The organism is Rhodococcus sp. IEGM 1381 (assembly GCF_030056795.1).
Taxonomy (GTDB): Bacteria; Actinomycetota; Actinomycetes; order Mycobacteriales; family Mycobacteriaceae; genus Rhodococcoides.
The window spans coordinates 1-13,704 of the sequence record NZ_JASHKQ010000028.1 but is presented as its reverse complement, the minus strand read 5'-3'; the positions used below and the strand labels follow the sequence as shown (position 1 = coordinate 13,704).

Here is a 13,704-nt window from a genome sequence, read left to right as displayed (position 1 = left end):
AGTCGAACATCAACTGGGGCAAGGCCGGCCGTATGCGCTGGAAGGGCAAGCGCCCGACCGTTCGTGGTGTCGTGATGAACCCGGTCGACCACCCGCACGGTGGCGGCGAGGGCAAGACCTCGGGTGGACGCCACCCGGTCAGCCCGTGGGGACAGGCCGAGGGCCGTACCCGCAGTAAGAAGAAGGCGAGCGACAAGCTCATTGTCCGTCGTCGTCGTACCGGCAAGAACAAGCGCTAGGAGGGAGTTCAGAATGCCACGCAGCCTGAAGAAAGGCCCGTTCGTAGACGATCACCTCCTCGCGAAGGTTGACGTCCAGAACGACAAGGGAACCAAGCAGGTCATCAAGACCTGGTCCCGTCGATCGACAATCCTGCCCGACTTCATCGGTCACACTTTCGCCGTCCACGACGGTCGCAAGCACGTACCGGTGTTCGTGTCCGACTCCATGGTCGGCCACAAGCTCGGGGAGTTCGCACCGACCCGCACGTTCAAGGGTCACATCAAGGACGACCGGAAGGCGAAGAGGCGATGACCAACTTCACCCCCACCGCCAATCCGACTGCCAAGGCCGTAGCGAAGCACGTTCGCGTCACGCCGATGAAGGCACGTCGCGTCGTGGATCTGGTTCGTGGGCGCTCCGTCGAGGACGCGCTCAACATCCTCAAGTTCGCGCCGCAGGCAGCGAGCGAGCCGGTCGCCAAGGTGATCGCGTCCGCAGCCGCCAACGCCGAGAACAACCTGGATCTCGATCCCAGCACGCTGATCGTCGCCACTGCATTCGTCGACGAGGGCACCACCCTCAAGCGATTTCAGCCGCGCGCTCAGGGCCGGGCATTCCGGATCCGCAAGCGCACCAGCCACATCACGGTGATCGTCGAAAGCCTGCCCAAGACCGGCGGAACGTCTCGTAACCGTCGTAAGGGCCAGGCGTCCAAGGAAGGGGCTCAGTAGTGGGTCAGAAAATCAACCCGCACGGCTTCCGCTTGGGTATCACCACTGACTGGAAGTCGCGCTGGTACGCAGACAAGCAGTACTCGGAGTACGTCAAGGAAGACGTCGAGATCCGCAAGCTTCTTGCCACCGGCATGGAGCGCGCAGGCATCGCGAAGGTCGAGATCGAGCGCACCCGTGACCGTGTTCGCGTGGACATCCACACGGCACGTCCCGGCATCGTCATCGGTCGTCGTGGCGCCGAGGCCGACCGCATTCGCGGAGCTCTCGAGAAGCTGACCGGCAAGCAGGTTCAGCTCAACATCCTCGAGGTCAAGAACGCCGAGTCCGAGGCTCAGCTCGTGGCTCAGGGTGTTGCCGAGCAGCTCAGCAACCGCGTTGCATTCCGCCGCGCGATGCGTAAGGCCATCCAGTCGGCCATGCGTCAGCCGAACGTCAAGGGCATTCGTGTTCAGTGCTCCGGCCGTCTCGGTGGCGCAGAAATGTCTCGCTCGGAGTTCTACCGCGAGGGACGCGTTCCCCTGCACACGCTCCGTGCCGACATCGATTACGGGCTGTACGAGGCCAAGACCACCTTCGGCCGCATCGGCGTGAAGGTCTGGATCTACAAGGGCGACATCGTCGGCGGACGGCGTGAACTCGCTGCTGCTGCAGCTCCGGCTGCCGGTGCAGACCGTCCCCGTCGCGAGCGTCCCACTCGTCCGCGTCGCTCCGGTGCCTCGGGCACCACGGCGACCAGCACCGAGGCCGGCCGCGCGGCATCCGCAACCGAGGCTCCGGCTTCGACCGAGCCGAACCAGGAGGGCTGACGCATGTTGATCCCCCGCCGGGTCAAGCACCGCAAGCAGCATCACCCGAGGCGTTCGGGTTTCGCCAAGGGTGGTACAGAGGTCACGTTCGGTGAGTACGGAATTCAGGCTCTCGAGCCTGCGTACATCACCAACCGTCAGATCGAGGCCGCTCGTATCGCGATCACTCGCCACATCAAGCGTGGCGGCAAGGTCTGGATCAACATCTTCCCGGACCGCCCGCTCACCAAGAAGCCTGCCGAGACCCGCATGGGTTCCGGTAAGGGTTCGCCCGAGTGGTGGATCGCGAACGTCAAGCCGGGTCGCGTGCTGTTCGAGCTCTCGTACCCCGACGACACCATCGCGCGTGAGGCACTGACTCGCGCCATCCACAAGCTGCCCATCAAGGCACGCATCATCACCAGGGAGGAGCAGTTCTGATGGCTACCGGAACCCCAGCCGCAGAGCTCCGCGAGCTCACCGGTGAAGAGCTGGTCACCAAGCTGCGTGAGTCGAAGGAAGAGCTGTTCAACCTTCGTTTCCAGATGGCTACCGGCCAGTTGGACAACAACCGTCGACTGCGCGTGGTGCGCCACGAGATCGCGCGTATCTACACGGTGCTCCGCGAACGTGAGCTCGGCTTGGCCTCTGCTCCTTCCGAGGACACAGCAGGTGACGCAGCATGAGCGAGGAAAACACTGTGACTGAAGAGCGCAACAACCGTAAGGTCCGGATCGGCTACGTCGTATCCGACAAGATGGAAAAGACGATCGTGGTCGAGCTGGAAGACAGGGTCAAGCACCCCCTCTACAGCAAGATCATCCGTCGTACCACCAAGGTCAAGGCACATGACGAGAAGGGCGACGCCGGCGTAGGCGATCGCGTTCAGCTCATGGAGACCCGTCCGCTGTCCGCCACGAAGCACTGGCGACTGGTCGAGGTTCTCGAAAAGGCCAAGTAAGCACCGAGTGCTGGAAAGAGTCCATTCCCGGGTCAACCGGGGATGGGCTCTTTTTGTGTTCGGATCACCTGCCCAGCAGGCCACCGAGCGCCCCACCGACGCCTGCCTGCTCCCCGCTGCCGGCACCACCGATCAATCCGCCGGGTGGCTGTTCCGAAGGCTGTACGACGACGAATCCCTGACCCGCGAACTCGAGGGTGAATCGCTCACCGGTCGAACGGCCGATCAGGGTCCCGAGTCCGAACGAATCGTTCTTCTTCACCCGTGTCTGCAAGGACGACGACCACGCTACCGCGGCTTGCGGGTCTGCGAACGTCGGCTGATCGACGTTCAGCACCACCGGCACTCCGTCGGTCGTGATGGCGATCCGCCCGCGTCCGGTGAACACGCAATTGAAGAAGCCCGCGTTTCCACCTGCCGCCGCGCCCTGGACTCGCTTGACGTCATAACTGAGCGAGGACTCGAAGGCCAGGACGTTGGCACCGTTGATGGTCAATCCATCCGTGCCGTCCAAGTCGATCAGATGCACATCCTGGGCAGCGTTGGCGAGGAAGAGATCACCCTGGCCCGATACCTTCATCAGCGGCACACCCTCCCCGGAGAGCGCCTGCTTCAGTGCCCGACCCAAACCGCCCGAGCCCTGCGCCTCGAACTTCAGGTTGCCCTGATAGGCGACCATCGAGCCCGCCCGGGCCATCAGCTCGCCGCTCAGTCCCACCCGGCACATCTTGCTGCCCTGCTTCTGAATACCGGATCCGGGAACCTCGGCGTGTACGGGCGCGAACAGTTCGCTTCTCATGGCCAGAACTCCTTGGTGGACAGGTGAATTGACGGGCGATTCGATGTTCTGCGAGGGGGTTGTCGTCGGTGCCTCGGACGGCGGCGGCTCGTCGTCTTCGATGCTGATCCCGAAAGCGGTGGCCAGTCCGGCCAACCCGTCCGCGTACCCCTGGCCGACAGCGCGGATCTTCCACTGCTCGGCGCGCCGGTAGAACTCCAGGCACACCAGGGCGCTTTCGTCCCCGAGAGCATCGGCTGCGAACCCGACCAGCGCGGTACCCGATGTGTCGGAGACCGTCACCGACTTAGGGCCTGCGGCGGCGAACGTTGCAGGACCGCTTCCGTCCAGCGAGGCTGCGATGGCGACCGTCTCGATGTCGGAAGGAATCGCCGACGTATCCACCCGCACCAGATGTCCGGATGACGTCCGCTGGTACTCCACACCCGCGCCCGCCGGCTGGTTGTAGAACACCAGATCCGCGTCCGAACGCACTCGTCCGTCCGGACCCAGCAGCAGCGCGGAGACATCGACCGAGGTCGAGTTGGCCAACGTTACCGTCAGGGGTCCGGTCGGAGCGGGGCAGTTCTCCCCGCGAGCGAGGCTTTTCACCGGATCCAGTGTGCCAGTGTCGGACGCCCGCTGTCAGGAACGCGCGAGTTCGATGACCTCTTCCTCGGTCGGTGGACTCTTGGGGTGGTACGACAGGCACAGGGGAGTGGCTGTGCGTCGGAACTCGGCACCTTCCACGGCTGCATAGAACTGACCGGCAGGCAGACGCCCGACGTCGGGAACGGAACCCCCCTTGACTCGCGCCATCTCCTTGGCCGCATCGACCTGCGACGGGCTGTTCAACAGGCCGTAGAACTGAGTCGACGCGTTGCCTGCAATGCGGTTGTGCAGGCCCTTGGGGGCCTGGGTCGCGAACACGAGACCGAGCCCGTACTTGCGAGCCTGCGACGCCAGCGCGAGAGTGCTGTGTGTCGCCGCGGTCGTCCTGTCCGACGGCGCAAAGTTCTGCGCCTCGTCCATGACGAACAGTCCGCCCAGCGGCCGGTCGCCCGCAGGATTCTTCTTTATCCAGGCGAACAACCCCATCTGCAGCTGGTTGACGAAGCTCTGCTTCTGCTCGTCGGTGGTCAGACCGGCCAGGTTGATCACCGACACCCTGGCCTTCTTGCCCGCGACCGGCGTCAGCAGAACAGCCGGATCGACCGGTGTACCTGCTCCGGCGAACATCGGATCGTTCGCGGCGGCGGCTTTGAGATTCTCGGCCAGGCCGGCAGCGATGCGGACGGCGTCGCGCATCTCGCTGGCGTCCTCGGGGAATTCCTCGAGCAAGTCGATGAAGTCGGTGAGATTGCCACCGTGCGGCCGTCGACCGAACAGATCGAGTGCCGACTTCAGCACGGCTCGACCGTGTTTGGCCTTCTGCGATGTACCGAGAACGCCGGCGGCCGGTTCGAGCGAGGCCAGTGCGGACTCGACGGAGGCGTCGAACTCGTCGTCGTCGCCGAGGACGCTGACAAAATCGGGAAGTGGTTGGAAACTGAGCGGGCGACCTGCAGACTTACGCGGCGTCCAGACGACGACATCGGTGTCGCGCAGGTATGCCGTCGCTTTGGCTTCGTCCCCGGGCGGCCAGGTTCGCTCGTCTTCCGGCCATGCGGTGCCGAGCCGAGCAAGGTCGTTGTTGACGTCGAGGACGATCGCCGAAACACCCTGCAGCGCACACTCTTCCACAAGGCGACGGATCAGTACCGTCTTGCCCGAGCCGGAGCCAGCAAAGATCGCAGTGTGCTTGCGCAACGCTTCGAGCGGAACCGCGACATCAGCGCCGGTGCTCAATTCGGCACCCACCACGATGGACGGCCGACGCGATGCGGCCGGTGCCGGAGCAGTGATCGGGGTTTCCGGTTCGATGAGCGCCGTGTCGTCGTCGACGACACTCACGGCAGGCAGCACCGCCCCGAACAATTCGACGTCGTGTGCCGGCTTGCGCGCGAGGAGCCAGGACGTGAGTGCAGGGGAGTTCTCGCTCAGCAGGATCGACAGGGCCGCCAAAGCCCGACGGTCCTCGTCGCTCAACGGCACCACGATGCCTCCGGCGCGGCGCAGGGCTGCAATCGTCTGCTCGGTCTTCGCTCCGTTGGGCCACGGGTCGTTCCTGATCAGAATCAGCCGCCGTTTGGGCATGTCGATGCGCAGTCCCGCCGTGGTCACTGCACGCTCCACTCGGGCCAGCGCGGCCCGAGCGTTGCCGGACGTCACCGCGCGGAAGCACCAGTGCTCCTCGTCGTCCGTATCGGTGTCGACGGTGTGGCGTAGCCGGGCGTGCAGGGCAGGCTTGCCGCTCGGGGGCGGGTCCTGGGCCAGGCTGTCGTCGGACGACTGGTGTTCGTGAATCCACGCGGTCAGGCCCGCGGACAGCAACGCGGGGACGATCGAGTCCTCGCTGTCGGGTCGCAGCGGAACGGAGACGTCTACCTGATCGCGAAGTTGCCGGTAGCGATCGTCGAGTGTGTCGAGTTCGTTGACCCGCGCTGTGGGAAGGTCCGGCGCGTCTGCCGGACCGGACCGGTCGGTGAAGCTCGTCAGCTCCGACGCGACGCCGGTGTCGAGGCAGTGCCTGATGTGGCGGTCGACGGCGATGAGCAGTTGGCGCGGAGTGAAGTCCGGGGCTTGCTCGAACGCGTCGGGGGCCACCGGCCATGTCGGGTGCGGCGGAGTGAAGCCGGCTTCGAGGAAGCATGCTGCCAGGCGTCGTCCGAGCAGCAGACGACCGATATCCGACGACGGAATCGGCTTGAGCGACTGGGTGACTCGGAAACGGTCTCGCATGGGAGCGACTCCGCGGGCGGCGATCAGTTCCCACGCACTCGACAGAGCCGACAGTACCGAGGCGGTGCGGGGGAGTGTCTCGCGCAGGGACATCAGCCCGTGCGCGAGCTGTTCGACGACCTTGTCCTCCTGTGCGTCGGCGAACTCCTGATCGGATCCGGTGCGCGACTGGGCGACCAGCGTGTCTATCTGGTCGATCGCGAGAATCGTCGGGCCGGTGATCGCGAGCAGTCGAGAAATGTTCTCGGCGATGCCCTGATGACCGAGCTCGGCGCGGCGAATTCCCCACCCCGAGAACTCCTCGGGATCGACGTCGTCGATGGACTGCAGGTATGCATCGCCCAGGTCCTGAACCGCCGAGTCCGGGGCAATGGACAGCACCAGCGCGCGCAGTGTGTGCTGTGACGTCCGGCGATGGCGGGGATGCACCTTGTACACCGCGGTGACGAAGGCATCCAGCGTCTCGGCATCGATCATGTTCTCGCCCATGATCTTTGCGCGCTGGTCCTCGGACATGTCGCCGATCTCGCACAGGCGTCGAAGCAGCAGACCGAGCTGACTGTCGGATCCTCGACCGGACGGGCGCATCAGGTCGTCGAGCATCCCCATCAGCGTCGAGCGCCAGAATCCGGCGGCGTCGAGGAGCCGGATCAGGAAGAAGTAGCCTCCTTTGAGCTGTACTTCCTCACGTACCTGGCCCAGTAGGTGCGTCTTGCCCGAGCCTGCTGGCCCACGCACGACGACACCGAGAGGGCTGGCGTCATCGGACGCGTCGGCGGCGTCGTACGCATTCATCACTTCGAGGAACACCCGCTCGTGCATCCCCGGCACATGCACGTTCGATTGCGAACGCCACACGTCGTCGGGTGTCGGTGCCCAGCTCAGCCGCACCGATTCGAGGGCCCGGATCTGCTCGTTGTCCGTCATCGTCGACTCAACGCCCATCATGGTTCGATCGAGAGAAGGTGGTTCTGCTGATTACCGACGACGACGGCTGCAGCACGTTCCTCGTCCGTGAGCGTCTTCTGATTTTCTTCGGGGATCAGCGAGACGTCCGAAGCTCGCCGCAGGCGTGCGAGAGCGTCGTCGAGATCCGTTCTCGGTATGTCGTGCAACTCGTTTCGCAATCGCGAGAGTCGAACCGTGCTGCCGGGTTCACGTGCGAGCCGCGCGTAGGCCGCGCGAATCGAGGCTTCGATGTCGGCGGTACCTTTAGCCTGCTCGACTGCTTGGTCCTCAGGCCGCCGCGGTGAGAAGATCTCGGATGGCCGAGACCCGGACTGGTCCAACCACCGCCGGAGGCCCGCAAGAACGGTGAATAGCGCGCGATCGAATCCGTTCGACCGATCGGCCGGTTCGGTGCCCATCAGATCTGTGCAGAACTTCCAGCCAGTGTCAGTGAGCTCCAGGGTCACTGGCCGTTTCGATGCGTCGACTTCGACTAACCCCATTTGCGTGAGCTTCTTGCGTGAGGCCATAGCGAGTTGTGGCCCAAAGCGGCGAAGTTCAGTGTTGGTGACGGCCCTCGCCTCAGCCATCAGCACAAGTAGGACAGCCGTTTCCACGCTAGTCAGACCGTCGCTCACCAGTTACTCCGTTCCGTTGTATGCCCAGGGGTTACTCGTGTGTCACCGGTCGACGCTGATGCTGGCAACAGCATCGAAACCCCCGATGTTCGCGCCGTTCAACTTTGTGCCCCTCCCGAAAACCGTACATGGGCGCCTCGCATGGCCGGCTTGACACAGTCTCCTTCGCCAGCCGCCGAGTCGGTACGTGCGTACTGTGATACTGCAGTCTGCGGATTCGGTCGGCGCGTCTCCGGAAATGGGCTCTCAGCGTTTAGCCAGAGCTATCACTTCCTCCTCGGTGGGAGGGCTCTTGGGATGGTAGGACAGGCAGAGCCGTGTCTTGGTTCGAACGAACACAGATTCCTCCACCGCCGTGTAGAACTCACCGGCGGGAAGTTTGCCGATATCAGGAACGGTCCCTCCCTTGACTCGGGCGACCTCTTTGGCGGCTTCGATCTGAACCGGGGCGTTCAGGCGCCCGTAGAACTGCGTCGCGCAATTGCCTGGAATCTTGTTGTTGAGCCCCTTCGGAGCCTGCGTTGCGAATACCATTCCTAGGCCGTACTTCCGCGCCTGCGACACCAGCGCCAGAGTGCTGTGTAGGCAGATCGTGGCGCGGTCGGACGGCGCGAAATTCTGTGCCTCGTCGAGAACGAAGAGCCCGCCCAACGGCTTGTCCCCGGCAGGGTTCTTCTTGATCCACGCAAACAGCGCCATTTGAAGCTGGTTGACGAAGTTCTCCTTTTGCGATGCCGTCGTCAATCCCGACATGTTGATTACCGAAATCCGTGCGTGCTTACCGGCGCTCGGTGTCAGCAGCATGCCCGGATCAGCCGATGCGCCCGCACCGCCGAACAAGGGGTCCGTCGTCGTGGACGCCTTGAGGTTCTCAGCCAGGTCCGAGGCAATCTTGACCCCGTTCTTGAGCGTGCTCGCATCCTCCGGGAAGTTCTCCAGGAGGTCGATGAAGTCATCGAGGCTCCCTTGTGATCGCCGGCCGAAGTCGACCAATGCCTGCCGCAGAACGGCCATCATCTGCCGTCCTTTGGCTGTGCGGCCAATTGCCATTGCCTGAGGTGCAAGTGATGCAAGCGCGCTCTCGACTGCCGAGTCGAACTCGTCCGGGTCGTCGATGACGTCGGCAAAGTTCGGCAGTGGCTGAAAGCTCAACGGTCGACCCGCATTTCGGCGCGGAGTCCACACGACTACTTCACTCCCGCCGAAGTAGTCGCGAGCCTTTGCCTCATCCCCATCGGTCCACGTTCGTTCGCCGGTGGGCCATTCGACCCCCAATCGAGACAGGTCGTTGTTCGGGTCCAGCACGATGGCAGAAACGCCCTTCAATGCGCATTCCTCGAGGAGTCGGCGAATCAGAACCGTTTTGCCCGAGCCGGATCCGGCGAAGATCGCAGTGTGCTTGCGTAGAGTCTCCAACTCGACACTCACTTCTGCGCCACCGCCTGCGGGGGTGCCCAGAGGAATCGCGGTGTCCGAAAGGTTGGGCCTGCGCGTTGGTGTAGCTGAGGATGCCTTCTCAGGCTCGGCGCTTGCCGTCCCCACCTCGTTCACGGGAAAGAGGCCGGGGTCGGTCGTCGCCGGCCGCGTCGCCTTCCGTTCGGCCGGATTGGAATCGTCGGTCAGGTCGGGCAGCACCTCACGCAACAACGCCACCTGGTGAGCGGGTCGTCGCGCGACGAGCCACTGCTGTAGGTTCTCATCCTTCTCGTCCCTCATGGTCCGCAGAGCGGACAAGGTCCGAAGGTCAGTTTCGCTGAATTCGACCACGGTCCCGCCTGCATCCTCGAACGCGCTCACCGTCTTGGCTGTCTTGGGCCCGCCCGGCCATGGCGTATTCCTCAAAATCACCAGCCGACGCTTTTCGGTTCCTTGAGTTAAACCTGCTGCAGTGCAAGCCTTTTGAATACGGTTTTGAACGGAAATTGGATGGCTTGCGGCGATCGCACGAAAGCCCCAGTGTTCCTGATCGTCCGTAATGTCATCGAGAATACGTCGGATTCGACCGTGTAGGGCCGGTTTACGTCCGGGGTCCGCGTCCCGAGTGAACTTGTGCTCGACAGTGCCCGCCTCGACGATCCAGGCGTCCAGCCCCGCACCGAGAATCGCCGGTACCTCATCGTCCTCGTCATCTGCATCGAGTGCGGCCAGATCCGCATCGGCCTTGAGATCGGCGAATCGGGCGTCGAGTTTTGCGAAATCGGTCGTTTCGGTAGTTCCTGGCTTCGGCCCAATGGGTACATTAGAGCTCTTCGAGAGATCGGAGAGCTCGGTGATCTTGTCGCTGCGCAGGCAGAATTGTATGTGGTCGTTTACGGCCCGGAGGAGCGTTCGAGGGTTGTAAGTGATGACGTCGTCGAAGGCCTCGGGCGCGATCGGCCACGTCGGATGCGGGGGAGTGAAGTTGGCTTCTGCGTACTGGGCAGCAAACCGCTTTGCGACGATTTCGACGCCGATCTCCCTGGTCGGAATCTGGCTCAGCGATTCCTTGACGGGGTATCGATCCTTGACGGACTCGACGGTGTTGTCTGCGATGAAAGTCCACGCTGCGGGAAGGCAGGAGACAACCGGAACAGTGCTGACCAGATTTTCACGTAACCCCATGAGGCCGTGCGCAATACTGTCCAGTTGCGTACCTTGCTCGGGAGTGAATGTGCCGGTGTCGCTGTCGGTCTGCTGGCGCGACTGCGCAATCAGCGTGTCGATCTGATCGACTGCAACGATGGTAGGCGCGCTCAGCGACAGCAGCCACGAAATGTCTCGTGCTACTTGTTGTGAGGTCAACACCGCATTGGGTAGTCCCCAGTACGTCCTTTGCTCGTGGTCCAGTGCGTCGTTCGATCTGAGGAATGCATCGCCGAGGTCTTGGAGGTCGAAGTCCGCGCTGGCTGCAAGGACCAGAGCCCGCAAAATGTGGCGTGCATCCTTGACTTTCGGGTACTTGCGACGGAGCGATTCGATGAACTGCGCAATCAAATCGGGCGTCACGGTTCGCTCGCCCTGTATTGCCCGGCATTCGACTCGACCTAGGCCTGCCAACGTGCCGAGATCCCACAGCAGCTTCTCGAGCTGGCTGTCGAAGTTCGGTGTGGGCCTCTCCAGGTCGGTCAGGATTCCGTGCAGCACCGAATCCCAGAATGCCTTCTCGTCCAACAATTCAATGAGAAAAAAGTATCCGCCGCGCTGCTGAACTCGCTCTCGAATCTGACCGAGCATGTGCGTCTTTCCGGACCCGGCAGCCCCCTGGATCACGACTCCCAAGGGCTTGGACACGGGGCGAGTGCGCGCGCTGTCGAACGACTTGATCACGCTGTCGACGGCTGCCTCGTTGATTCCGTCGACGTGAAGCTCGTTGGTACGCCACACATCGTCGGGTGTGGGTGCCCACGTCAGCTGAATCGAAGACAGCGCGTCGTGTTCTGCAGAAGTCATCGTCATTTGATTGTCACCATGTGTCGGTTCTGGCCGCCGATATGCAGTGCAGCAGAACGATCTTCGTCGGTGAGGGTCTTCTGATTCGCTTCTGGAATCAAATTGATCTTCTGTTCGCGGTAAAGGGAGCTCAGGGTGTCATCGACTGCGCGTCGGTCGAGTCCGGCGAGATCGGCTCGAAGTCGCGTGAGCGAAACGAACGCCTTCGGCTCGCGAGCAAGCCGGTGGTAAGCGGAGCGGATGCGGGTCTCGACGTCGGCCGGTGCCGGTGGCTCCACCACTTCAGGCTCGACATGGCCGGTGATCACGGGCTTGGAGTCGCCCGCAGGCGGCGTCGACTCCGCCGCGACGGGAAGGAACACTTCGTTGGGTTCTGTGCCCACGCGTTCGAGATGACGGATGAGGGCAAGTACAAGGGTGGCATATGCTTTACCACCCAACTTGGACGTGACGGACAATCGTTTGAATTCCTCGGCGGCGAGTTGCCATCCTGCGTCGGTCAACTCCAGGACGAGCCCTCGGCCTACCTTTGGAGCCGTTATCAGTCGACGTGACACCAGGTTTTTACGTTCTATGGCTTCGAGCCGAGACCCCAATGTGGACAACTCAGTGTTCTTTACTGGTCGGGATTCCGCCATCAGTACGAGCAGTGTGGTCCGTTCGACGAATGTCAGATCGGTAGTCACGGGTGTTGTCCTTCTTTCGCGGCGGTGAGGGCGTTCGTCGTGGAAGTTCGGTTGGAGCGATGTTCGTGGAGGGCGGCCTCTATCTCGTCGATAACTTGCCACATGTCTGCCAACACGTGCTCGTTCGGAATCCGGAGCACGTAGTAGCCCAGACCACGCAGGAACTCGTCGCGTCTCCGATCGCGCGCTCGACGCCACGGGGACAAATGCTCGTTCCCGTCGAGTTCGACGACGAACATGTCGTCGAGCCAGGCAATATCGAGAAAATATTTCTCCGCGATCAGGCTGAACTGGAACGGATGGTTCAGCCGCCGGCCCGAGGCCCATGCGCGACGGGACAATTCCTTCTCGACCTGTTTTTCGATGGCGCTGCTGGGATGAGGTCTTCCGGCAACGGCCGGGAACTCCACGGTCGATTCCGGCCGTTTGCGGGCGTCGGAGTCGTCGACGGCCTGCAGGTACTCGGGCAAAGCCACATACACGACGGACATTCGCTCCACGGTCGGTACCGGGTTGTCGACGAGCCAGACGGCGAAGCCGCGGGCCGCAAGCCATTCCGAGGCCGACGCGAGGGCACCCTGTTGAGGTGTGGTCAGCTCGTCCGCGCTGATCACCAGGGCCACTTTCTCTCGTTCCCAGCTAGTGCCGAGTACGCCGGCCAAGCCTTCAGCTACCTCGGCGTCGGAGAAGCGTCCATGGCGTGCCGTCGGATCGCCCAATAGCGAGCGCTGCGCGAGGTCCGCTAGGAACGGCCCGTAGTGAGCGCTCCGAGCCGATAGGCGTCGTACATGTATCCGAACCGCGGCGTAGTCGAGTGAGCTGTGGCCTTGCACGTTCTCCGCCTCGGGTAACCAAGCTGGAAACAGATCGATGGCGGCTTGGGTGAGCGCGCCGAGAATCTGCTCGGTGTATCGCGACTGCATATTCGAGGGTTCGGTATGGACTCGAATGACCGCGGGCCCTGCGGCGGACAGGTCGTCGAGGGCAACGGCGATCGCATCACCGGGGGCCCCGATGAGACATGCAGCTCGGTCGAGTGGAAGCGGCCAATCGTCGACCTGCGAGTTCTTCATGCCACCTTCACGGTTGGAGAATGGGACGTATCGGTGGAAACCATACTGGTGGTTCGTTTCTTGCGCGTGTTGGACTACTTGCTTATTTACCTGGCTGGATTTGGATCCAGGTGACTCGTTCCCCTACACTTGACCGGTTGCCTGTGGCAGCGGTGTGCCTTGTGCGCCCGTACCCGGCAGCCGACCGCGCGTGTCGGGACGGAAATCCGGCACGTACGTACATCCAGGTCAAGGAGAAGTGAGTGATTCAGCAGGAGTCGCGAGTACGCGTCGCTGATAACACGGGCGCGAAGGAAATCCTTTGCATCCGCGTTCTCGGTGGCTCGTCACGTCGCTACGCCGGAATCGGCGACATCATCGTAGCTACGGTGAAAGACGCCATCCCCGGTGGAAACATCAAGAAGGGTGAGGTCGTCAAGGCCGTCATCGTCCGCACCGTCAAGGAGCGCCGTCGTGCGGATGGCTCGTACATCCGCTTCGACGAGAACGCTGCTGTGCTGATCAAGCCGGACAACGATCCCCGTGGAACCCGTATCTTCGGCCCGGTCGGCCGCGAGCTGCGTGAGAAGAAGTTCATGAAGATCGTCTCGCTCGCCCCGGAGGTGCTGT

13 protein-coding genes and 1 pseudogene are annotated in these 13,704 nt (G+C 62.8%); 8 read left to right on the top strand and 6 right to left on the bottom strand.

Translation table 11 applies throughout. From position 1 onward, the window contains the following. From QM797_RS25995 to rpsQ, 7 genes and pseudogenes are all read left to right on the top strand, one after another. Nucleotides 1–239, top strand: a pseudogene (locus QM797_RS25995) (50S ribosomal protein L2); the annotation flags it as partial. Nucleotides 240–252: 13 nt separating this feature from the next. Then, nucleotides 253–534: a 30S ribosomal protein S19 gene (gene rpsS / locus QM797_RS25990; protein WP_008718309.1), complete on the top strand. Its 282-nt coding sequence runs from the start codon at nucleotides 253–255 to the stop codon at nucleotides 532–534. Continuing rightward, complete coding sequence (gene rplV / locus QM797_RS25985) at nucleotides 531–953, top strand: 50S ribosomal protein L22 (RefSeq protein ID WP_027496311.1); 423 nt, start codon at nucleotides 531–533, stop codon at nucleotides 951–953. The genes rpsS and rplV overlap by 4 nt, the downstream gene beginning before the upstream one ends. Next, nucleotides 953–1,762, top strand: a complete 810-nt coding sequence (gene rpsC, locus QM797_RS25980) for a 30S ribosomal protein S3 (RefSeq protein WP_283278625.1) — start codon at nucleotides 953–955, stop codon at nucleotides 1,760–1,762. Before rplV ends, rpsC begins: the two co-directional genes overlap by 1 nt. 3 nt (nucleotides 1,763–1,765) lie before the next feature. Continuing rightward, entirely contained in the window at nucleotides 1,766–2,182 is a 417-nt protein-coding gene (gene rplP / locus QM797_RS25975) for a 50S ribosomal protein L16 (protein WP_283278624.1), read from the top strand. Beyond that, a complete protein-coding gene (gene rpmC, locus QM797_RS25970; protein WP_283278623.1) occupies nucleotides 2,182–2,427 on the top strand; it encodes a 50S ribosomal protein L29 in 246 nt (81 codons plus the stop codon). Before rplP ends, rpmC begins: the two co-directional genes overlap by 1 nt. Further along, entirely contained in the window at nucleotides 2,424–2,702 is a 279-nt protein-coding gene (gene rpsQ, locus QM797_RS25965; RefSeq protein WP_032376635.1) for a 30S ribosomal protein S17, read from the top strand. Before rpmC ends, rpsQ begins: the two co-directional genes overlap by 4 nt. A 64-nt stretch (nucleotides 2,703–2,766) precedes the next feature. Here rpsQ and QM797_RS25960 read toward each other — a convergent pair whose 3' ends face one another. The 6 genes from QM797_RS25960 to QM797_RS25935 all read right to left on the bottom strand — a co-directional run bounded on the left by QM797_RS25960 (nucleotide 2,767) and on the right by QM797_RS25935 (nucleotide 13,095). Continuing rightward, entirely contained in the window at nucleotides 2,767–4,092 is a 1,326-nt protein-coding gene (locus tag QM797_RS25960; protein WP_502942400.1) for an AIM24 family protein, read from the bottom strand. Between the two features lie 33 nt (nucleotides 4,093–4,125). Continuing rightward, the gene (locus tag QM797_RS25955; protein ID WP_283278622.1) at nucleotides 4,126–7,248 is read right to left on the bottom strand and encodes an ATP-binding protein; all 3,123 of its coding nucleotides are present in this window, start codon (nucleotides 7,246–7,248) and stop codon (nucleotides 4,126–4,128) included. 17 nt (nucleotides 7,249–7,265) lie between these two features. Beyond that, entirely contained in the window at nucleotides 7,266–7,772 is a 507-nt protein-coding gene (locus QM797_RS25950) for a hypothetical protein (RefSeq protein WP_283278620.1), read from the bottom strand. 381 nt (nucleotides 7,773–8,153) lie between these two features. After that, nucleotides 8,154–11,336 (bottom strand): helicase HerA domain-containing protein, encoded by a 3,183-nt coding sequence (locus QM797_RS25945; protein ID WP_283278618.1) that lies wholly within the window; start codon nucleotides 11,334–11,336, stop codon nucleotides 8,154–8,156. Nucleotides 11,337–11,338: 2 nt separating this feature from the next. After that, nucleotides 11,339–12,022 carry a hypothetical protein gene (locus tag QM797_RS25940; protein ID WP_283278617.1) on the bottom strand — a complete coding sequence of 228 codons (684 nt, stop codon included), beginning with the start codon at nucleotides 12,020–12,022 and terminating at the stop codon, nucleotides 11,339–11,341. Continuing rightward, nucleotides 12,019–13,095: a DUF559 domain-containing protein gene (locus QM797_RS25935; RefSeq protein WP_283278616.1), complete on the bottom strand. Its 1,077-nt coding sequence runs from the start codon at nucleotides 13,093–13,095 to the stop codon at nucleotides 12,019–12,021. Before QM797_RS25935 ends, QM797_RS25940 begins: the two co-directional genes overlap by 4 nt. A gap of 242 nt (nucleotides 13,096–13,337) precedes the next feature. Between QM797_RS25935 and rplN the strand changes: the two genes are divergently transcribed. After that, nucleotides 13,338–13,704 (top strand): 50S ribosomal protein L14 (gene rplN, locus QM797_RS25930; protein WP_283278615.1); only part of this gene is annotated, 367 nt, incomplete at its 3' end.

What these genes read in the sequence shown, in the direction of transcription:
- rpsS (WP_008718309.1), top strand. Translation starts at nt 253, where the DNA reads ATGCCACGCAGCCTGAAGAAAGGCCCGTTCGTAGACGATCACCTCCTC.
- rplV (WP_027496311.1), top strand. Translation starts at nt 531, where the DNA reads ATGACCAACTTCACCCCCACCGCCAATCCGACTGCCAAGGCCGTAGCG.
- rplP (WP_283278624.1), top strand. Translation starts at nt 1,766, where the DNA reads ATGTTGATCCCCCGCCGGGTCAAGCACCGCAAGCAGCATCACCCGAGG.
- rpmC (WP_283278623.1), top strand. Translation starts at nt 2,182, where the DNA reads ATGGCTACCGGAACCCCAGCCGCAGAGCTCCGCGAGCTCACCGGTGAA.
- rpsQ (WP_032376635.1), top strand. Translation starts at nt 2,424, where the DNA reads ATGAGCGAGGAAAACACTGTGACTGAAGAGCGCAACAACCGTAAGGTC.
- QM797_RS25955 (WP_283278622.1), bottom strand. Translation starts at nt 7,248, where the DNA reads ATGACGGACAACGAGCAGATCCGGGCCCTCGAATCGGTGCGGCTGAGC.
- QM797_RS25950 (WP_283278620.1), bottom strand. Translation starts at nt 7,772, where the DNA reads ATGGGGTTAGTCGAAGTCGACGCATCGAAACGGCCAGTGACCCTGGAG.
- QM797_RS25945 (WP_283278618.1), bottom strand. Translation starts at nt 11,336, where the DNA reads ATGACTTCTGCAGAACACGACGCGCTGTCTTCGATTCAGCTGACGTGG.
- QM797_RS25935 (WP_283278616.1), bottom strand. Translation starts at nt 13,095, where the DNA reads ATGAAGAACTCGCAGGTCGACGATTGGCCGCTTCCACTCGACCGAGCT.